Origin of the sequence: Ornithinibacillus scapharcae TW25, assembly GCF_000190475.1 — a bacterium.
Lineage (GTDB): Bacteria > Bacillota > Bacilli > Bacillales > Amphibacillaceae > Ornithinibacillus > Ornithinibacillus scapharcae.
This window is the reverse complement of record NZ_AEWH01000043.1, coordinates 17,995-38,238: the sequence shown is the minus strand read 5'-3', so window position 1 is coordinate 38,238 and position 20,244 is coordinate 17,995. Positions and strand designations below refer to the sequence as shown.

The following is a 20,244-nucleotide window of genomic DNA, read 5'->3' as shown; positions in this document are numbered from 1 at the left end:
AGTTGGTTGAAAAATTATTTTGGGGAAACGTAAATTTTTATTTGTGTATTTTTTATTATAAAGAAACAGTGAAGGAAAATCCTAATAGAAAACTTTATTTAAAAGGTATTAGGCTTTGGAATATGCCTAGTAGTGAAATTGAGGGCAGACTGAAAGAGTTTTGGAATCAAGTCAAATTAATGATTAAAAACGGTATTGAACTTATTCCTGAACAGCAACGTAACAAGACAATTACTAAAAATAACCTTCCAAAACCTGGAAGTAATGGACTTTGTCATATTAGACCTAAGGCTAGAGATGGTAAAGATAGGATACCTTTGCCAGATGGTAGATTAATTACAAAACAGGCCTTCTGGTTAGATAGGGATTATATAGCAAAGATAATTAAGTAACTCTAATTAACTAGTTTGCTGGAAACTAAGTTACTGATTTAGAATATATTTTACAAAATAACAGTTATTTCTCAATAAGGAGTTAGTTAATGATATTTAACCTATTTAAGAAAAAGAAGATACAAAAACAGAAATATCAACAAAACAAATCTACTAAAAAAACGTCCGAAAAAGTAGCCACCCGAAAAGGTGAAATAGGTGAGTATAAGATAGATATTCAACTATCACAGCTGCCTAAGGAATATTTGTATATAAACGATCTAATGATTGAAAACACTAAATCTATTACCGGTTATTCTCAAATAGATCATTTAGTTATTTCTCCGTACGGAATATTTGTTATTGAAACTAAGAATTATCAAGGTACGATTTATGGAGGAAAGAACAGAAAGACTTGGCTTGTAAATGGTAAGTTCAAGATGTTAAGTCCTTTAGTACAAAATTTTGGACATATAGAAGCTCTTAAAAACTATATTGAACCCAAATACTATGATAAATTTATTTCCATTGTCTCTTTTACCAAACGTTGTACTTTAAAGATAGATTTAGAATTAAGAGATATTAAATCCAATGAAATGGTAATATATGATATTTTTCTAACGGAGACGATACAAAGAAAAGTATCCATGACAAAGTTAAAACAAGAAGAACCTTTACTTAGTGAGAAAGATTGTCAAACGATATACGATAATTTTATGAAAGTAAACATCTTTGATCCTGAGATAAGAAAGAAACATAATGAGAGTATTAAGGAAAAGAAAGATTCAGTATCGTCGAAGGATAGTGTGAAGAGCAAATCAACATGCGTAGTGTGTGATAAAGTAGTGTCTCAAAAAGTAGTTGCGTATTGCAAGTCTAATAAGAGATTTAACGGAAAGATTTATTGCTTTGACCATCAGAAGAGTATTTAGAATAAAATTTTGTAAGAATGGATATGAAATAGAGCTAATAAAGACGACTCTCACAAAGTCGTCTCTATCAATCTCTTACTCCTCCCAATCCCCTAAAAACTTATACATCTTATCCCTTGAAGACAAACTTTTAAAATTTTATGATAAATTAGAACAGATGAAATTAATGAATATGCTTAATGGGTTCGATCAAAAATTGTATCAGAAAAAGGGGGGATAAATATGTTTGACTACAAACAATACGACGCCTTAGGACTAGCAGAATTAATTCATAAAAAGGAAATAACAGCTGACGAAATACGCCAGACGGCAATCCAAGAAATTGAACAAAAAAATCCATCCCTCAACGCAGTAATCCATAAAATGTACGATGCCCAAAGCGAGCGCCAACCAAAAGGAATCTTTGCAGGTGTTCCATTCCTAACGAAAAACATTTCACAAGAGTCAAAGGACCATCCTATGACAGCTGGATCAAAGGTTCTAGCTAATTACATAGCAGATTATGATAGTGAATTTGTTCGGCAAATGAAGAGAACCGGTGTGAATATTATTGGGCAGACGAATGTACCTGAATTTGCGCTAATGGGAATTACGGAACCTAGTTTTCACGGACCTTCTAGAAATCCTTGGAACACGGATTATACACCAGGAGGTTCAAGTGGAGGTTCAGCAGCAGCTGTAGCTTCAGGTATGGTACCAATTGCTGGTGCAAATGATGGTGGTGGCTCGATTCGGATTCCGGCTGCTTTTTGTGGGCTATTTGGATTAAAACCAACTCGTGGACGTACACCAGTAGGGCCAAAAACAGGAAGGCTGTGGCAAGGTGCATCAGTCGATCATATTTTGAGTAGGTCTGTACGGGATAGCGCAGCGATGCTTGATCAGTACCAGCATGACCGAGCAAATGCCTTTATGGCTGCACCATTTGATGGGTCATATCTTCAGGCTGCTCAGATGCCAATAGACCGTCCAATAACTATTGCTTTTACAACACAATCCCCTTTAGGTAGTCCTGTTGATGAGAACTGTAAGGATGCAGTGATAAAAACTGTCCATCTGCTTGAAAGCATGGGCCACTTTGTGGAAGAAAAAGAAGCCCCAGTTGATGGAAAAAGACTAGCGAATAGCTATATGATGATGTATTTTGCTGAGGTGGCTTCCACATTAAGAACCTTAGAAGGTGTAATTGGACGAAAGGTAAAGTTCAAGGATGTGGAGCCAACAACTTGGATATTAGGTCTACTGGGGAAGGCTGTGTCTGCTGAAGAGTTTTTAATAAGCTTAAAATACTGGGATGAGGTAGCGATTCAAATGGAAACCTTCCATGATGAATTTGATTTTTATATCACACCTACAACTGCTTTTCCTCCTTCCCGAATAGGTGAGCTTGATCAAACAAGGCTAGAGAAATTGCTGATTCAAACAGTTGGAGGTCTTCGATTAGGTGGCGTGTTGAAAAAGACAGGTTTTGTGGATCAAGTTGCATATAAAAGTCTGATGCGAACCCCATTTACCCAACTTGCTAATTTGACTGGCCAACCAGCAATGACACTGCCTATGCATTTAACGAAGGATGGACTTCCATGTGGAGTTCAGGTCATGGCAAGACGTGGTCGAGAAGACCTCCTATTACAACTAGCAGGTGAATTAGAAGATGGGACATGGGGACAGGTCCTTTGACCTACAGAAGCATGAATTTTAGCAAATTCAATTTATAAGATAAACAGGTAATTTGGCAGTTCTATTTTTTTATGGAATACAATATTCCTATTGATTACAACGAACTAACCCTGATCCTGTAACCTCTATGTAACCACCTCAATGTATTCTTTAATACAAATACGGAAATGGGGGTTACAAGATGAAGCGGATTGGCATGTTCGTAGTCATTGGTCTGTTCTTAAGTTTTTTGATGTATGTACCTGATAAGGTTGAAGCATCTGGAGAGTTAACCTCAGGAAATTATGGGGGCAAGAATTATAAGCTATATGTTCCAAGCAGCTATGATGGCACTGAAGAAATTCCTTTAATGGTGATGCTTCATGGCTGTTCACAGGATGCAAATCAGTTTATTGCAAGTACGAAGATGAATACCCTTTCAGACCAAGAAGGATTTTTAGTATTATACCCGGAACAAAATTCAGCAGCTAATCCAAGTAAGTGTTGGAATTGGTTTGAGCCAGCACATCAAAAAAGAGAGTCTGGTGAGTTAAGTGTTATTGCCGGAATGGTTCAAAAGATTAAAACGGACTATACCGTAAAGGAAGAACAAGTATATGTTTCTGGGTTTTCTGCTGGAGGAGCGATGAGTGTTCTATTAGGTGCAACATATCCAGACGTGTTTGCAGGTGTTGCGGTTGCAGCAGGTCTGGAATATAAAGCTGCCACATCCATGATGGGTGGTGTCCTAGCCATGACAAATGGAGGACCAGATCCAGTGCTACAAGGAAGAGAAGCCCAAAAAGCCTTTGCCCTTGCTTCACATGAAGAGCAGCTGCCAGTTATTGTTTTTCATGGGACATCAGATTATACGGTGAGACCAATAAATGGCGAACAGGTAACGAAGCAGTGGACGGTAACGAATAGTTTAGTTGCAAGTGGAACGGTTGATGGTTGGATGGATGCACAACCCGATTGGATTGAGAATCTACAGGTGCCTAACGGAAAAGGGTATACCATCTATGATTATCACAACAACGATGGGGACACTTGGGTTAGAAAGGTCATCGTTGATGGTATGGGGCATGCATGGAGTGGTGGGAGCGTGAGTGGTACTTATGTTGATGCAGCTGGTCCAGATGCTACTGCGATGATATGGGACTTTTTTAAGCTGCATGCCGGGGAAACTCCATTGCGTACAACAGCAAGCCCTGCTGGGGGAGTTTACTACGAATCCGTATCGGTAGAGTTAACCCCTAATAAGGAAGCAACCACATACTACACAACAGATGGAACGGATCCAACAGAAGACTCATCAGTTTATACTGAACCAATAACCATAAGAGAAAATACCGTTTTAAAATTCTTTAGTGTTGATACAGCTGGAGTTAAAGAAAACGTAAAAGAGGAAGAATATACGATCAGTACAGAACCAATCAAGGAGGGTTTAACACTTTCTTCCATTGGCGCTGAGGATGGTTATGTCGGACGATATACAATTGATGGTATCAGTAATGGCGTTATAAAGGTGGGGGATAAAGGGATGTATAATCTTGATACGTATCGCGGTTTATTGTCGTTCGAGACTAGTAGTATAGACGTTCCGATTTCCTCCGCAACTTTACGATTATATCCGAAAGTAGTCCAGGGGAATATATCTTCTGTTCAAATCGATATGATGTCTGGTGTGTTTGGTAATCATGCAGTGCTGGAACAAGTAGACTATTCTTATCGTGCAACTGAGAGTAATATTGCTGCATTTCCGGTAGAGGATGTCCCATATGTGGAGGTGCAGATTCCAAGTTCGATGATAAATTATTTGAATAATGCGGGTAAAACACAGTTTCGACTTAAAGGCATTACTTCAGCAGGCTTCACTTCGAATTATGTAGAGTTTTATGGAGGAGAGAATGAGGAGTTTGCACCTCGATTAATATTGAATACGAATTAAATAAGGGTCAAGAAGAAATCTGCCAAAGCCAGTCTGTACTATTGACTGGCTTTTTTGTATTTTTTTCGATGTAAGAATATAGTTGTTTCGATTAATTTTGCAAAAAAAGCTAAAACTAACATGAAATAAATTGTAAAGGAATGGTTCAAATGTCAAAAGTAGGTATCGTGTTAGGTAGTATCCGCAAGAACTCCTTTTCTGAACAAATTGCAAAAAATGTAGCATCATTATTCCCTGATGGGTATAAGGCAGAATTTATTGATATCGCGAAGTTGCCTCTATATAACCAGGATTATGATGAAAATTCTCCTGAAGAATATACGACTTTCCGCAATCAAATCAAGGAAGTTGATGCTGTATTATTCGTAACTCCTGAGCACAACCGTAGTATACCGGCTGCTCTAAAAAATGCTTTAGATGTTGCCTCTCGCCCGTGGGGGCAAAGTGTTTGGAATGGTAAGCCAGCTGCAATCATTAGTCAATCCATAAGTGGGTTGAGTGGATTTGGGGCTAACCATCATTTGCGTCAGTGTTTGACATTTTTAAATATGCCAACTGTCCAACAGCCAGAAGTTTATCTCGCAAATGCTCAAGATTTGTTGGATGATACTGGGAAAATTACGAATGAAGGTACGATGGAGTTCTTGCAGGGGTTTGTGAATACGTTTGTTGATTTGATGAAGAAGTATTAGGAATTAGGTAAGAAGTTGGCCAAGCAAAGCAGTGAGATAATAAACTTCACTGCTTTATCAATTTGAGTTCTTACCTATAGAAACCAATCCTCAAATAGATGAAATATCAATACTTCTTTCGTTTTTTAGGTTAGATAGTCTTTATCAAGGTTAACACGATGAATTAAAAACATTCGATATGCCCATTCATAATCCTCATCATCTTTTGGGTGTTTAAGAGTAAACACAATACCTTCTATTTGATGAATGTAATGTCCTTAACACCAATGACATATATTCTAACTGTTTTTCAAACTTTGCTTTAACTTTTAGCTTGCGAAACTCCACCTTGAGTTGATCAATTGTAATCATAGTATAAGCACTTTTCACCTAATCTTTTAATTTTGCCTACTGCCACTGCTTTGTTCCAACGTGCCAAAGCGATTTCGTTTAAGGCTAAAAATTCACCTTGACTCCGTGTTCAGGACAATAGATTGCTAGTTACAGTAAGAACCGAAATGAGGGGAATTAATATAAGTAATTATTAAATTTAAATTCTTTAAAGTATAGCAACAAAAATGTGGATTGTCCGTTATACAGAGTCTAATCAGTAGTGGTGAGCAAAACGTAAAACGAATTTGAGGGGAGGAAGCTCGTGTCTATCTTTAAACTAAGAAAAGAATCCGGAGAAGAACAATCCTTTGAGAAGTTAATTAACGTATCCAAAAGTTAGCTTATCGAAGGAATTGGAGTTTTATATGTATGATGCAAGTTACCAAGTATTTCCTGAGTTAGGAACAACGATTGATTTTAAATAGAGTAGGTAATGCGGATAACTATTAAAGCTATCCGCATTTTGTGTGTATCCCTAATTCGACAAATTTTTATTATTTCCGAGGAAATATTCGGGCTATAAGGTTATCTGAATTAATGTGAAAGAACACCACACTTAGTGTAAGAAAAAGGCAAACATGTCCCTGAATTGTTAAATAAATGTAAATTTATCAGTGACCTGAAACTTATAAATTTCGGAAAACGTACTTCTTATAGAGAAGTATAGTTAAAGAAATGGAATTCTTTTGAAGAAGGGAAGTGGCAGCATGGTTACTACTATAATAGTTATCTACCTAATTTCATTTGTACTTATTCTTGGATTCATCTATCGAGGTAATAAGAAGGAATCAGAAGAAGAAAAGATGAGTTCTACTCTAGTTATTGTTGTGTCTTTACTCCTTGCACTAGCTCCAACTATCGGTCTTGGTTTTGTATTATTTACAATACTTGGTTCTGCAAACCTAATAGATATGGTATTTTCTTTGGATTTGGAGATTAATCAGCTTGTCATTCTAGCTATCTCTATTTTAGTCTATCTATTTACAGTGGATAGCATTGTTGAAATAGTAGTGGAATATATAGTAGGTAAAAAGGTTATGTATTCTATAGTAATGCTACTTTCCCGTATATTTGCTTTTTACTGGATTGGGCTTATCGTCGGCTTTTCCCAATTAAATACCTTCATTACAGCAACAGGAATAGCTGTTATCATTTCTATCCTAGAGCTACTATACCGTTTTAGAAAGAGCAGTGGAACAAAAGAGGTTGTCCCATAAGCCATACTAGATATAAGAGAAGCTTTCAAAAGTAAAAATTATTTTAATAAAATTTTGAGTATATTAACAATAAAAGTGAAATACTGGTAAAACTAAGACTATGGTTTGTTTAATAATATGAATTCAGGAGGAAACTATGGGAAGATTAATTCATTTTGAGATTCATGTAGATGACATGGAAAGGGCAAAGAAGTTCTATGGTGAAGTATTTGGCTGGAAGTTTGAGGATTGGTCTGAATATGCGGGTATGCCTTATGCTGGGGCAGTTACAGGTGATTCAAGTGAGCCGGGGATTGACGGAGCATTAATGAAACGTCAAGGTCCGCCTCCAGGGGAAAATCAACCTCTAAGTGGCTTCGCTTGTACGATGAATGTAGATGATTATGATTCTATAGAGGCAAAAATTCTCGAGCAGGGTGGTACAGTAGCATTGCCAAAATACGCATTACCGGGTATGGCTTGGCAGGGATATTATAAGGATACGGAAGGCAATATATTTGGAATACATCAAGCTGATGAAAATGCGAAATAAGAATGTTTAAGTGGAACGGGGGGAAGTCCTCCGTTCCATTTTTAGTTTACAGTGTTTATATTAGTGACACGAAGACAAGAACCTGACTTTGTGAAATGCCTTAAAATTCCTCATAGATTGCTGGGTCTTGGTTCTTCATTCGTCCGTTTGGTTTTGTTAACGTGCTTATTGCATTCATATCTGCTTCGTCTAATGTGAAATCAAATATGGAGATGTTCTCTAATTGACGTTGTGGTGATGCAGATTTAGGTATTGCAACAGCACCTAATTGATAATGCCAGCGTAGTATTATTTGGGATACGGTTTTCTGATGTTTCGCTGCAATTTGTACTATTGTCTCATTTTGAAAGATTTCATTTCCACGTGCTAATGGACTCCATGATTCCGTAATGATTCCATTTGCTGCATGATAGTTGCGTTGTTCTTCTTGATTAAAATTCGGATGAAGCTCAATTTGATTTACCGTTGGTAGAACGCCAGTTTCCTCTTTTAATCGGTCCAGATGTACTGGTAAGAAGTTACATACACCGATAGAACGGATTAATCCCCATTTCTTAGCATCGATTAATGCCTGCCACGCCTCCACATACTGATCACGACTTGGATTAGGCCAGTGTATGAGGTAGAGGTCATAGTAATCTAAGTTTGCACGGAAAAGTGATTCTTGTATTGTAACCAGTGCATCATCATATTGATGATAGCGGCCTGGTAGCTTGGATGTAATAAACAACTCTTGGCGTGAGACAGAGGTTCTGCGAATGGCTTCTCCAACTGTACCCTCATTTTCATAATTATATGCGGAGTCAATTAATCGATATCCGACATTGATAGCACTTTCGATAGCAGCAGCACCATCACTACCTTTTAACTTATATGTACCAAACCCTATGGATGGAATTGTATTTCCATCCTGCAGTGTAATTGAAGGTATCTTAGTATTCATGAATTATCCTTCCTTTCTTCCTTATAGATTTTCTAACGCCATTTTAACATGAATAAGGGGAAAGGGCTTATAAATACGTTTTTCTCTTTTCAGTCCTTCAAATAGATTTATGGCTTATGAAAAAATAGATAGGAAAGATGAAAACGTGGAAAAGCTACTCTCACGCTAAGCACGACAAAAGTAACGCCAGAATTAGTAAAACTTACGCGGGAGTTAGGGTTATACGCGCGAGTCTATGGTAAATTCACGAGAAAACCTCCATCCGGCGTGAGTTTAATAAACCCCCTCGCAACTTTAACAATATTTCGCATGAACAAATAACCCCACGCGTAACATTAACTAATCCTCGCGCGACAACGAGAAAAACGGGGACAAGGGTGATGTGACCCCCCTTTGACGAAAGCACGACAAAAGTAACGCCAGCATCAGTAAAACTTACGCGGTAGTTAGTGATAGTTGCGCCAGTCTCTGTAAAAGTTACGAGGAAAATTCTATCCGGCGTAACTTTAATTAACTCGCTCGCAACTTTAACAATATTACGCGTGAACATTCAACACCCTCGCGAAACATTAGTATTTCCTCGCGCGACAACGAGAGCAGTGACAAGGGACCTGTCCCCGTGTCCCATTATTGAATGACTCGTTTGGAGAATAGGTAGTTTTTAGACCAGTAGCTGTTTTGTAGGACATTTGCTGTTATGGTAACCCCTTTTGAAATGGATGCATGGATCATGCTGCCATCCCCCATGTAAATACCGACATGTGCTACTCTTCCATCTGTGTATGTGTCTTTCATGGTAAAGAACATAAGGTCTCCTGCCTTAAGATTGGATACTGTAACACCTTTACTCGCTTGGTCTCTAGAAACTCTCGGGAGTTGAACTCCTACGTTTTTAAACACAAGCTGCGTATAGGAAGAGCAATCAAATAAATTTGGTGCTTCGGCAAGTGTTGCTCCATATTTATATTTAGCCCCAATATAACGTTTTGCTTCTCGCAATAGTTTTTCTATTTGTTCAGAAGCAGTTGCATTTGTATTGTTTTTAACGGGCTCCTGTTCCTTGATAGGTTCTCTTTCCCCTTTTGAGATATTTGCATTTGGTAACTTTAGTATTTGTCCATCTTTTATTATGTTTGATGTAAGGTTGTTTGCTCGTCTTAAATCGTCCACACTAATGTGGTGTATACGAGAAATATTGAAAAGTGTATCTCCCTTATGAACAGCATATTGTTTTGCTGGTTTAACGATTTGTATCGAACCATTTTCCTTTTGGTAAGAAATATAGGAATTAAACAATGCTCCACCAGCATGGAGGGAAATATATGCTGTCTCATTTATCCATCTCGGTGGTTTGATGTTAACATACTCATTCCCTTTTTTTGCTCGAGTTCCACCCATGGTTACCCGAATAGTGGTGGATCCATCTGTTATTTCATATGTTTTTGTTTTCTCTTCAAACTTGATATGGTTGTACCCCAAGATTTTCGCAAGATCAACGAAGGGGAGGTAGTAAATGCCGTCTTCAATGATTGGATTAATGCCATTTACAACTTTTCCGTTAATATAAACTCCTGCATTTGGAACGTAGTCGACTTCTGCATTCACTGTGCCTATTCCACCAACAGATATACTGAAAGTTAATGCAAAGACTGTGGTTATTCGTAGAAGTTTGTGTTTAATCATCTTCTATCTCCTTATTAATAAATTCTTTTAGTAACAGCTAGAAAGCGCTGTATCTCGTTTTTATTCTACCCAATTGTGAGCTTCTATGTATTTGAATTTGTGGTAACGTATTTAACCCATTAGAATTGTATGATTTAAGCCTATAAGTAGTAAGCTGCCTTACTAAAAAAATATAGGTCATGAATCTCATTGTTAAAAAAATACAGACAATATTAAAATTTTACCACTTGTTAACGCTTTCATACGGAATATGCCTCGATATAATGAAACATGTAGTAACTATGAAACAAAGAAAAGGGGAGAAAAGATGAAAAGAAGTATCAAGATATTTACATTGGGTATTGTAGCTCTTATGACTATTTTTGTACTAGCTGCTTGTAATAGTGAAAGCGGTGGCAAGGGTGGAGCAGTAAGTGTTGGTATCGTATTACCTACAAAGGATGAGCCAAGATGGGTTCAAGATGAGGAACGCTTCAAGGCCGCATTAGATGATTCAGAATATACAACAGAGATTCTATTTAGCCAAGGTTCTTCTGCGAAAGAGAAAGAGAACGTGGACACGTTAATTAGTAAGGGAATTGAAGTACTAATTATCGCACCTCATGATGGGGCAGCTGCAGGTGCAGCAGTAGAAGCTGCTAAAAAAGAGGGTATTACGGTTATTGCTTATGACCGATTAATTACAGACACAGATGCTGTAGATTACTATGTAACATTTGATAGTGTAGCAGTTGGTGAAGCTCAGGGGCAATACTTAATTGATAATGCGAGTGGTTCAGGGGTGCCATTATATCTTTATGCTGGTGCAGCTTCCGATAACAATGCATTCCTATTCTTTGAAGGGGCTTGGAAAGTCCTTCAACCAAAGATTGCTGATGGAACATTTGTGATTGCTAACTCCAGCGAAGCGGAAAAATTAAAAGACAAGTCTGAGCTAACTCGTGATGAAATGAGTGCAATCCTAGGTCAAGTAACAACAAACTGGGATCCAAGTGAGTCTAAGAACAAAGCAGAAACACATTTAACTGCTGTAAGTGATGATTTGAAAGGTGATGTAGCTATCTTAGCACCAAACGATGGTACTGCTCGTGCAATTGCAGATGTATTTTCTTCTGATCCAGCTATCTCTAGCTTTGTCGTAACTGGTCAAGATGCGGAGAAAGCATCTATTCAATACATCATTGATGGCAAACAAACGATGACCGTGTTTAAAGATGTACGTACACTTGTAACCGATGCGATGGGAATGGCTATTGAAGTTCTAGAAGGTAACACACCAGAAACAACTGGTTCTTATAACAATGGAGAAGTAGATGTAAAAGCAAAACAAACAGACGTCATTGTCGTGAATAAAGAAAATGTAAAATCAGAACTAATTGACTCTGGTTACTATGAAGCAGACGAATTTACAGGACTAGAATAAGAAATGCAGTTTGTGAAATAGTAGTAGGCTATCCTATTACTATTTCACCATTCTAGTTTTTATCAAAGGGTGGGTGCAATGAGTGAATACATTCTAGAAATGGATCAAATTACAAAGGAATTTTCAGGTGTTAAGGCGCTCCATAATGTGAATTTTAAAGTGAAAAAAGGCGAGATTCACTGTCTAGTAGGAGAAAATGGTGCAGGTAAATCAACCCTTATGAAAGTATTAAGTGGTGTTTATCCTTATGGAACCTATGAGGGAAACATTATTTTTGAAGGAAACATTCAACAATTTACCAAGATTAATGATAGTGTCGACACAGGTATAGCAATAATCTATCAGGAATTAGCGCTCTTTCCAGACCTTTCTGTATATGAAAATCTATTTGTTGGAAACGAGATACAAAGTAAAGGAGTCGTGGATTGGAGTGAAACCATCCAGGCTTCCAAGAAAATGTTAGAAAAAGTGAATTTGAATATTAATCCAGAGACAATGGTGAAAGACTTAGGAGTTGGACAACAGCAGTTAATTGAAATTGCAAAAGCATTGAGTAAGGACGTTAAACTTCTTATTTTGGATGAACCAACTGCTGCTTTAAATGAAGACGATAGTGAAAATTTACTAAAGCTTTTACGTGAATTAAAGAAGCAAGGCATTACGAGTATTATGATTTCACATAAATTAAAAGAGGTTATCGCGATAGCGGATAATGCTACAGTACTTCGTGATGGAAATACAATCTGTACCCTAGATGCTTCTAAGGGTGAAGTTACAGAAAACGCCATTATAAAAAATATGGTTGGTCGTGAGATTAGTGACATTTATCCAAAGCGTGACAAGAAAAACTTTGGAGATAAAATATTGGAAGTATCGAATTGGTCTGCCTATGATACGCAAATAGGTAAACAAATTCTTAAGAATATTAATGTAAACGTAAGAAAAGGAGAGATTGTTGGAATTGCGGGATTAATGGGGGCAGGACGTACAGAGCTTGCTCAAAGCATCTTCGGCAATCCTAAATCTTATAAGGTAGAAGGAACCTTAATTGTTGATGGAGTAGAGCGCAAATTTAGACATACAAGTGATGCCATCAAAGCAGGTATTGCCTACGTGACAGAGGATCGTAAAGGGGATGGATTATTCCTAGCTCAGGATATTAAAGATAATATCTCCATTGGGAACTTAAAAGAAATAGCTGTTAGTGGTGTTATTAATGAGAACGAGGAAATAAAAGTTGCAAATGAGTACAAGAAGGATTTAACGATTAAAGCGCCATCGATTGAACAGCTTGTTGGAAATCTAAGTGGAGGGAACCAGCAAAAGGTATCACTAGGGAAATGGTTATTTGTGAAGCCAAATATTCTCATCTTGGATGAACCTACTCGCGGGATCGATGTTGGAGCTAAATTTGAGATATATACGATTATGAATAGCTTAATTGAAGAGGGCATGAGTATTATTATGATTTCTTCCGAGTTAGGTGAGGTTTTAGGGATGAGTGACCGTATTTATGTAATGGCAGAAGGCGAAATCAAAGGAGAATTATTAGCCGAAGAAGCGAATCAAGAAAATATTATGCAACTTGCTACACAATAGGGGGTGGAATCAATGAGTTTTTTTACTGAGTTAAAATCATTACTGAAAAATAATATTCGTGATTATGGAATGTATATTGCTTTATTTGTGATCATGCTTATATTTACGATTCTAACGGATGGATTATTTCTATCTTCTCGTAATATTAGTAATCTATTAGATTCCGCTGGATATATTGCCGTATTAGCAGTCGGGGTTATGATTGTTATTGTCATCAGACACATCGATTTGTCTATTGGATTCCTCGCTGGATTCTTAGGGGCAATTGCGGCTATCTTACTGATGGAGACTGGGCTACCAGTATATTTAGTAATCCCAATTATCTTAATTATTGGGATGATTATTGGACTTTCAACTGGTTTTCTTGTTGCAAATCTAGGTATACCGTCCTTTGTAGCAACCTTAGCAGGATGGCTAATCTTTAGAGGGGCGTTACTTCTTGTTACAGGTGATTCAGGAACGTTAATTATTCAGGATGAAGCTTTTAATGCTATTGGTAATGGGTATATTCCATCTATCGCACAAATCGGTGGTTTACATTTACTATCTTTATTAGTGGGATTATTTGGAATTTTGTTCTTTATCTATAGTTCTATATCGAAGCGTAAAAAGATGAAAAGCTATAACTTTGAAGTCGTATCGAAGCCTATCTTTATCCTACAGCTTGTATTTGTTTCTGCTATCATGGGATATATTACGTGGATATTAGCTGGATATAATGGATTATCATGGACACTTGTCATTATCCTTTTAGTGGTGATTGTGTATCACTTTATTACCACAAAAACAGTTATCGGTCGACATGTTTATGCAGTAGGAAGTAATCCAGAAGCAGCCCATTTAAGTGGGATTAACGTGAAGAAGATTACTTTATTAGTATTTGGTTCCATGGGATTCCTTGCTGCTTTATCAGGTATTTTATTTACTTCACGATTACAAGCAGCGACACCGACAGCAGGTACGTTATTTGAGCTAGATGCAATTGCTGCAGCATATGTTGGTGGGGTATCATCTGCTGGTGGTGTTGGTAAAGTAACAGGTGCTATTATCGGTGCAATTGTAATGGCCACTCTTACCAATGGAATGAACTTACTAGGAGTTGGTATCTCATACCAATACATGATTCGTGGTGGGGTATTAGTACTTGCCGTAATCTTTGATGTTATGACAAGAAAACGAGCAGCATAGAAGGCCTTGTATTGAGGAACATGTTGGGGGTTATAGTCCATGTGGGGACATAGTCCTGTTAGGCAAAATAATAGTCCCAGTCTGGAGGGACATAACCCCATTAAGCGAAAATATAGTCCCTGTGCCAGCAGACATAAGCCTAATGAGTAAAAACATAGTCCTAGCTAGGGCGTACCAATCTATTATGTTATCTAAAGCACCGTGTTTTCACGGTGCTTTTTGTTTCTTGTATGTTATTTCCGGAACGAACCATACTAATACAACCTCAAATTTCATCTTGAAAAGGAGGAGGATGATGGTTCTCTGGAAGAGAAAGAAGAAGTCTGATAAAGAACAGATTCCTTCAGGTCAAATAATTGACAACTCCCAGGATAAACAATTAACCCACGACCTGGTTCATAACATCGACACACTAACTAATGTTTTTCAAAAGGATACGGATTTTTCATCGAGAACCTTTCATATAGTTGGAGAAACGCCAGCTGCTGCCTTTTATATCAGCAGTCTAGTAGACAAAGAAAAGATTAATCGCGATATTATTCACCCATTACAAGAGACCAATAGTCGAGCTGATAGGACAACATTATTAGGGAAGAAGAATTTACTTCTGTCTTTATTATATGATGTCCTTTATTATTCAGATGGTGAGATAGTAAGTGGGTATGACGAAATACTTGATGCAATCTTACATGGGAAGACAGTCGTGTTGGTGGATGGGTATCACGATGCTCTTATACTGGACACCTTTACCCTTGAAAAAAGAGGGATTACCGAACCTGAATCTGAGCGAGTTGTTAGGGGACCAAGAGAAGGCTTTATAGAAGTTTTACAAACCAATATTTCCTTACTGCGTTATCGTCTTCCTGTCCCTGAGTTTAGAGCAGAATCTATAGAGATTGGGGAGAAAACGAAGACGAAAGTAGCGGTATGTTATTTAGACAATATTGCGGATGATGATTTAGTGCTGGAAGTGAAGAAAAGAATTAACGATATAAATGTGGACCGAATCTTAGATGCTGGTTATATTGAGCAATTCATCCAAGATAATCCGAGGTCTCCGTTTCCGCAAGTACAAAATACGGAACGTCCAGATCGGGCAGTGGGAAATATTCTAGAAGGAAGAGTTGTCATATTGGTGGATGGTTCACCGTTTGCGCTTATTGTTCCTGCTGTGTTTAATCAATTTTATCAAACGAGTGAAGACTATTTGTCTCGGTTTATCATGAGTAGCATTATTCGATTTATACGATTTGTTGCACTACTTTTCTCGCTTACATTCTCATCCCTTTACATAACCGTCCTATCGTTCCACCCAGAAATGATACCAGCACAATTCATGGTAGCTGCTTCTAGTGGTAGGGCTGGTGTACCCTTTCCTGTAGTAGTCGAAGTGTTACTCATGGAAATTGCCATGGAAATACTTCGCGAAGCTACCATTCGAATGCCACAACAGGTGGGTGGGGCGCTTTCTATCGTCGGTGTACTCGTTATCGGACAAGCAGCTGTATCTGCTGGATTTGTTAGTCCCATAACCGTTGTCATTATCGCCTTGTCTACCATTGGGTCATTTGCAACACCTTCATATAATGCAGCGATTGCCTTTCGCATGCTGAAGTTTCCGTTAATTATTTTATCAGGGATTATTGGATTACTTGGATTAGCCATTGGGCTAATGTTTATCGTGAACCACATGCTATCATTAAGATCATTCGGAGTACCTTATTTCACTCCGCTTTCACCGTGGAATAAAGAAGGGGTAAAAGATTCTTTTATTCGTGCTCCTTTACGCTGGTTTAAGGAAAGACCGAGTGAATTACATCCAAAAGATCGTATACGTGTCGAAAGTAGTGTAAAAGAAGGACCTACCAACCCATTAGCCAACCGGAAAAGGGGGAAGTCCTAATTGAATAAACAACGAGATAAAGTAACGAACTTACAACTATCTTTTATTGTCATTAGTACAATGATTGGAGTATCTCTTCTTTCGCTAACTCGATTTATCGTAGAGTATTCGGGATCTGGTGCCCCTTTCGCAACACTTGTAGGAATTGTAATCGGACTCATAGGAATTGTAGGGCTCGTTTTGGTAGGGAAAAGATTCCCTACCAAAACCATTATTGGTTACAACGAAATTATTCTGGGAAAATCATTCGGGCGGATGATGAGTGTGTTCATCATTCTACTTTTTATTATATTGGCCGGGTTAGAGACAAGACAATATGCAGAAGCTATCAAAGGCTCTATTTTATCAGAAACCCCTATACAAGTAGCGATAATCGCTATGATTTTGCTATGTATGACAACTAGCTATCAAAGCGTTGCAACGTTTGCTTATATCCATTTTTTCTATGTCCCCTTAATTCTTATCCCGATACTCTTAATTTTAGTTTTTGCTTTTCGGGATGCCGAGATGTATCATGTCACACCTTTTTTAGGTCATGAACCATCCATTAAAGAGTTTATCAATGGAGCGTTAGTTTTACCACAAGCTTTAGGAAACTTCCTTGTCATTGCCATGGTTATCCCCTTTATGAAAGAGCCGATGAAAAGCATGAAAGGTGCGGTCTGGGGGTATTTGATTGCTGGGTTAATTATCTTTATTGTCGTTACGATGACTGTTGCGGTTTTCGGAGATAAGGAGATTATGCAGATGTTTTGGCCTACACTAATTCTAGGGAGGATGATTCAAGTGCCGACCGAAATCCTTTCTCGTATAGATGCCATTCTCCTGATTTCCTGGATTTACGCGGTATTTACTACGCTACTATCTTATTATTTCATCATCGTTAGGGGAATCTGTGAGTTATTTCGGTTTCATCATTACCGACTAATATCTGTATTAGCCGCACCAATTGTGTTTATCATTGCCATACTACCAGATGATATATTCCACATGTATGACTATATACTTTTAGTAACTAAATTTGCGCTATTACCTCTTCTGGTATATCCTTTCATGCTTCTTGTTGTTGCTGCGATACGAAGAAAGAAAGGTCATGAATAAGTGACAATACCTTCATGAAACAATCATGGATCCAAGGAGTGACCATATGAAGAAAAGTATTATCTACGTAGGATTGCTCGTTTTTATATCAGGATGCTGGGATCGTTATGAAATTGAAGAGAGAGCGAATATATTAGGGATTGCAATCGACATTGCAGAGGAAGAAGACATGAAGGATGAGCCAAATGTGTCACATCGTCAGGGAGAATTTCCCGAGGGGTATGAACAAAATAGTGTCAAGATAACTGCGCAAATATCTCTCCCAGGTAAAATCAAATTGGGGCCGGAGGGTGGAGGTGGAGAAGGCTCGCAGAAAACTAGCTGGACTTTAGAAACGGTAGGTCACACGGTAAAAGATGCCATGGCCAATCTCCAACAGCAATTAGCTGAAAAATTATATCTAGGTCACGTTCAGATTATTGTTATTTCTGAGGAGATAGCTAAGAGAGGCGTTGAGGAAATTAATGATTACTTCAGACGAAGCCCAGAAGTAAGAAGAACGGCATGGATGATTGTTAATGGGGGAGACGCCAAAAAAGTACTGGAGGCGGCACCTCCTGTTGAAAATGTATCCTCCCTTTATCTGTCGAATACGTTAGATAATGCAGTCCGTTTTGGGAAGCTACCAAGAGAATATCTAGGAAAATATTGGATTAACCTTTCTAGTGAAGGAATTGACCCCGTGCTGCCTGCGGTGCAAGTAATTAATAATGATCGCCTATTAATAGAAGGGGTTGCTTATTTTAAGGAAGATAAAATGATTGGAAAAATATCGCCAATTGAGTCGGGCGTTTTTATGGGTATGAGGGGAAAAACTCCAGGCGGATATAGTATTCCTATGACCTTACCAAATGAAAATGGTGTGTTCATGGTGAAGGCTACCACACAAAAACCTAAAATAAATTTAAGAATGGAAAACGGAAAACCGGATGCTGAAATTAAGGTGACCGTCGATGCAACGGTTGAAGAAGAAGTAGATTCAAATCAATTAAAAGCACCAATGATTGAAAAACTAGAAAAAGAAACAATGAAGAAGGCAAACCAAATAGCAAGTGAATTGATCGAGAAGTTGCAATCGGATGGTTCTGATATTTTTGGCATTGGGGCGAGAATAAGGGCAAAGTATGCAAGCTACTGGGATAGAGAGGTTAAGTCTGATGAGCGCTGGGCAGAAATTTACAAAGAAATGGATATACGTGTTGATTACGATATCAATATTACGGATACTGGAATGGAGTGGAAATAGGGGTGTCCACCCCTTTTTCCATTACATTCAGGATTCTTGAAGAAACGCAATGCTCTCTTCAAACAGTTCATGTAACCAACTTAGTTTTAAGAAACCATGATCGGCATCTTGGATTAGATGAATCTCTACCGCGTTATTTTGGTAGATGTCATAATACTTTTGACCAATCTCGTGAGGTACTACCGGATCGTTTGTCCCGTGAATAACTTTAACCGGACCAATATAAGTAGTAATCCCTTTATATAAATCACGACATTTTATATCCTCATAAAATTCACAACCGAGTTCAAGACCATCTAAATCGACATTGCCATTGGATAGTTTCGGATATTGCTCAAAATATTCTCTAGCTAACTGTACCATGTTCCCGGCTGGACTCCATAAACAAACTTTATGTATGTCATCCGGTATATATTTTGCTACTTGTGTTGCTACTGCTCCACCCATACTATGTCCAGTCAGCATTATTTTAGATGGATCGACCCAATTCAATTTTTTTACGAAATTTACTATTTCGATTCCTTCCTGAACTTCACCGGAAAATGTCATGTCAGCAAACTCGCCATCACTTTCACCAGAACCAGAGAAATCGAATCGTACACTTCCTATTCCACGCTTAGACAATTCTCGGGAAAATCGAACAAGCAAAAATTTAGTATCAATTCTGGAACCGGTAATCCCATGAAAAATAACAACAACAGGATGTTTAGATTTGCTGTCTACCTCCGGTTTGTGTGCTGTTCCTCGTAGGGTTACCCCTTTTACTTCAATCGATAGGGGGTACTCCATACTGAATCATCCTCCTATTAACTATTCATTTATTCGTTCGTATAAGTAGCAAGCCCCCGACCGATTACATTTGCTGAAACAGGCTTAAGTCCGATTTCCCTTGCCCAAATGGATAATTGCCCAATATGGTGAATTTCATGGGCAATAATATGTCTTATCACCTCACCCCATGTATCGGTGGCTGTTCGTCCATCAGGTAGCGTATCAAGATGTAAACGGTTCTCCATGCCCTCATCCCACTTATTGACAAAGCTTTCTACTTCTATATGGAATCTGGCATCCAATTCTCGTACTTTATTCAGGCTTTTATACTGATTAAAATCCTCCTGAAAGTCTGGTTTACCCTGTAATTGGCGTATCCAACTCCACTCGACATCTACTATGTGGAAAAGTGTTTGCAAAATGCTTCCTACGCCACCTGTTCTATCTTTCAACAATTCTTCTTCACTTAAATCTTCACACCATCGATACCATTCTTCTCTTACCATCCAATTATATCGAAAAAAAGTTTGCAACTAGATTCCTCCTCTATAGAACATACTAAGATACTATTCGACATTTTTTATTAAATTCCTTTGTTGGTAAGGGAAAAATATGTAGCCATCCATTTGTCAGATACTTTTTTGGTAACGCTGTCAAATAG

At 38.0% G+C, this 20,244-nt stretch carries 16 protein-coding genes and 1 pseudogene; 13 read left to right on the top strand and 4 right to left on the bottom strand.

Translation table 11 applies throughout. From position 1 onward, the window contains the following. From G5W_RS23775 to G5W_RS0111105, 7 genes and pseudogenes are all read left to right on the top strand, one after another. Window positions 1-392, top strand: a pseudogene (locus G5W_RS23775) (Sau3AI family type II restriction endonuclease); the annotation flags it as partial. A gap of 89 nt (window positions 393-481) precedes the next feature. Continuing rightward, on the top strand, window positions 482-1,303 hold the full coding sequence (locus G5W_RS0111130) for a nuclease-related domain-containing protein (RefSeq protein ID WP_010096704.1): 822 nt from the start codon (window positions 482-484) through the stop codon (window positions 1,301-1,303). A gap of 222 nt (window positions 1,304-1,525) precedes the next feature. Further along, complete coding sequence (locus G5W_RS0111125) at window positions 1,526-2,983, top strand: amidase family protein (protein ID WP_010096703.1); 1,458 nt, start codon at window positions 1,526-1,528, stop codon at window positions 2,981-2,983. Window positions 2,984-3,164: 181 nt separating this feature from the next. Then, on the top strand, window positions 3,165-4,913 hold the full coding sequence (locus tag G5W_RS0111120; RefSeq protein WP_010096701.1) for an extracellular catalytic domain type 1 short-chain-length polyhydroxyalkanoate depolymerase: 1,749 nt from the start codon (window positions 3,165-3,167) through the stop codon (window positions 4,911-4,913). Window positions 4,914-5,062: 149 nt separating this feature from the next. Beyond that, entirely contained in the window at window positions 5,063-5,605 is a 543-nt protein-coding gene (locus tag G5W_RS0111115; RefSeq protein WP_010096699.1) for an NADPH-dependent FMN reductase, read from the top strand. Between the two features lie 1,079 nt (window positions 5,606-6,684). Continuing rightward, the gene (locus G5W_RS0111110) at window positions 6,685-7,194 is read left to right on the top strand and encodes a hypothetical protein (protein WP_010096697.1); all 510 of its coding nucleotides are present in this window, start codon (window positions 6,685-6,687) and stop codon (window positions 7,192-7,194) included. 136 nt (window positions 7,195-7,330) lie between these two features. Further along, window positions 7,331-7,726 carry a VOC family protein gene (locus G5W_RS0111105; protein ID WP_010096695.1) on the top strand — a complete coding sequence of 132 codons (396 nt, stop codon included), beginning with the start codon at window positions 7,331-7,333 and terminating at the stop codon, window positions 7,724-7,726. 100 nt (window positions 7,727-7,826) lie between these two features. Here the strand turns inward: G5W_RS0111105 and G5W_RS0111100 are convergent, their stop codons facing one another. Then, window positions 7,827-8,669 carry an aldo/keto reductase gene (locus G5W_RS0111100; RefSeq protein ID WP_010096693.1) on the bottom strand — a complete coding sequence of 281 codons (843 nt, stop codon included), beginning with the start codon at window positions 8,667-8,669 and terminating at the stop codon, window positions 7,827-7,829. Window positions 8,670-9,296: 627 nt separating this feature from the next. Then, complete coding sequence (locus G5W_RS0111090) at window positions 9,297-10,352, bottom strand: C40 family peptidase (RefSeq protein WP_010096689.1); 1,056 nt, start codon at window positions 10,350-10,352, stop codon at window positions 9,297-9,299. 307 nt (window positions 10,353-10,659) lie between these two features. Here G5W_RS0111090 and G5W_RS0111085 point away from each other — a divergent pair, with 307 nt between their 5' ends. From G5W_RS0111085 to G5W_RS0111060, 6 genes are all read left to right on the top strand, one after another. Beyond that, the gene (locus tag G5W_RS0111085; RefSeq protein ID WP_010096687.1) at window positions 10,660-11,775 is read left to right on the top strand and encodes a sugar ABC transporter substrate-binding protein; all 1,116 of its coding nucleotides are present in this window, start codon (window positions 10,660-10,662) and stop codon (window positions 11,773-11,775) included. Between the two features lie 78 nt (window positions 11,776-11,853). After that, window positions 11,854-13,374: a sugar ABC transporter ATP-binding protein gene (locus G5W_RS0111080; RefSeq protein ID WP_010096685.1), complete on the top strand. Its 1,521-nt coding sequence runs from the start codon at window positions 11,854-11,856 to the stop codon at window positions 13,372-13,374. Between the two features lie 12 nt (window positions 13,375-13,386). Further along, window positions 13,387-14,562, top strand: a complete 1,176-nt coding sequence (locus G5W_RS0111075) for a sugar ABC transporter permease (RefSeq protein WP_010096683.1) — start codon at window positions 13,387-13,389, stop codon at window positions 14,560-14,562. 295 nt (window positions 14,563-14,857) lie between these two features. Next, on the top strand, window positions 14,858-16,465 hold the full coding sequence (locus G5W_RS0111070) for a spore germination protein (protein WP_010096682.1): 1,608 nt from the start codon (window positions 14,858-14,860) through the stop codon (window positions 16,463-16,465). Continuing rightward, entirely contained in the window at window positions 16,466-17,566 is a 1,101-nt protein-coding gene (locus tag G5W_RS0111065; RefSeq protein ID WP_010096681.1) for a GerAB/ArcD/ProY family transporter, read from the top strand. Between the two features lie 46 nt (window positions 17,567-17,612). After that, on the top strand, window positions 17,613-18,812 hold the full coding sequence (locus tag G5W_RS0111060; RefSeq protein ID WP_010096680.1) for a Ger(x)C family spore germination protein: 1,200 nt from the start codon (window positions 17,613-17,615) through the stop codon (window positions 18,810-18,812). A 27-nt stretch (window positions 18,813-18,839) separates the two neighbouring features. Here G5W_RS0111060 and G5W_RS0111055 read toward each other — a convergent pair whose 3' ends face one another. Both G5W_RS0111055 and G5W_RS0111050 read right to left on the bottom strand, forming a co-directional pair. Beyond that, window positions 18,840-19,601, bottom strand: coding sequence for an alpha/beta hydrolase family protein (locus G5W_RS0111055; RefSeq protein WP_010096679.1), 762 nt, complete (start codon window positions 19,599-19,601; stop codon window positions 18,840-18,842). 29 nt (window positions 19,602-19,630) lie between these two features. Further along, window positions 19,631-20,116 carry a DinB family protein gene (locus G5W_RS0111050; protein WP_010096677.1) on the bottom strand — a complete coding sequence of 162 codons (486 nt, stop codon included), beginning with the start codon at window positions 20,114-20,116 and terminating at the stop codon, window positions 19,631-19,633. Window positions 20,117-20,244: the final 128 nt, after the last annotated feature.

Excerpts from the sequence above, each read along its gene's own strand:
- G5W_RS0111130 (WP_010096704.1), top strand. The coding sequence starts at position 482 with ATGATATTTAACCTATTTAAGAAAAAGAAGATACAAAAACAGAAATAT.
- G5W_RS0111125 (WP_010096703.1), top strand. The coding sequence starts at position 1,526 with ATGTTTGACTACAAACAATACGACGCCTTAGGACTAGCAGAATTAATT.
- G5W_RS0111120 (WP_010096701.1), top strand. The coding sequence starts at position 3,165 with ATGAAGCGGATTGGCATGTTCGTAGTCATTGGTCTGTTCTTAAGTTTT.
- G5W_RS0111115 (WP_010096699.1), top strand. The coding sequence starts at position 5,063 with ATGTCAAAAGTAGGTATCGTGTTAGGTAGTATCCGCAAGAACTCCTTT.
- G5W_RS0111110 (WP_010096697.1), top strand. The coding sequence starts at position 6,685 with ATGGTTACTACTATAATAGTTATCTACCTAATTTCATTTGTACTTATT.
- G5W_RS0111105 (WP_010096695.1), top strand. The coding sequence starts at position 7,331 with ATGGGAAGATTAATTCATTTTGAGATTCATGTAGATGACATGGAAAGG.
- G5W_RS0111100 (WP_010096693.1), bottom strand. The coding sequence starts at position 8,669 with ATGAATACTAAGATACCTTCAATTACACTGCAGGATGGAAATACAATT.
- G5W_RS0111090 (WP_010096689.1), bottom strand. The coding sequence starts at position 10,352 with ATGATTAAACACAAACTTCTACGAATAACCACAGTCTTTGCATTAACT.
- G5W_RS0111085 (WP_010096687.1), top strand. The coding sequence starts at position 10,660 with ATGAAAAGAAGTATCAAGATATTTACATTGGGTATTGTAGCTCTTATG.
- G5W_RS0111080 (WP_010096685.1), top strand. The coding sequence starts at position 11,854 with ATGAGTGAATACATTCTAGAAATGGATCAAATTACAAAGGAATTTTCA.
- G5W_RS0111075 (WP_010096683.1), top strand. The coding sequence starts at position 13,387 with ATGAGTTTTTTTACTGAGTTAAAATCATTACTGAAAAATAATATTCGT.
- G5W_RS0111070 (WP_010096682.1), top strand. The coding sequence starts at position 14,858 with ATGGTTCTCTGGAAGAGAAAGAAGAAGTCTGATAAAGAACAGATTCCT.
- G5W_RS0111060 (WP_010096680.1), top strand. The coding sequence starts at position 17,613 with ATGAAGAAAAGTATTATCTACGTAGGATTGCTCGTTTTTATATCAGGA.
- G5W_RS0111055 (WP_010096679.1), bottom strand. The coding sequence starts at position 19,601 with ATGGAGTACCCCCTATCGATTGAAGTAAAAGGGGTAACCCTACGAGGA.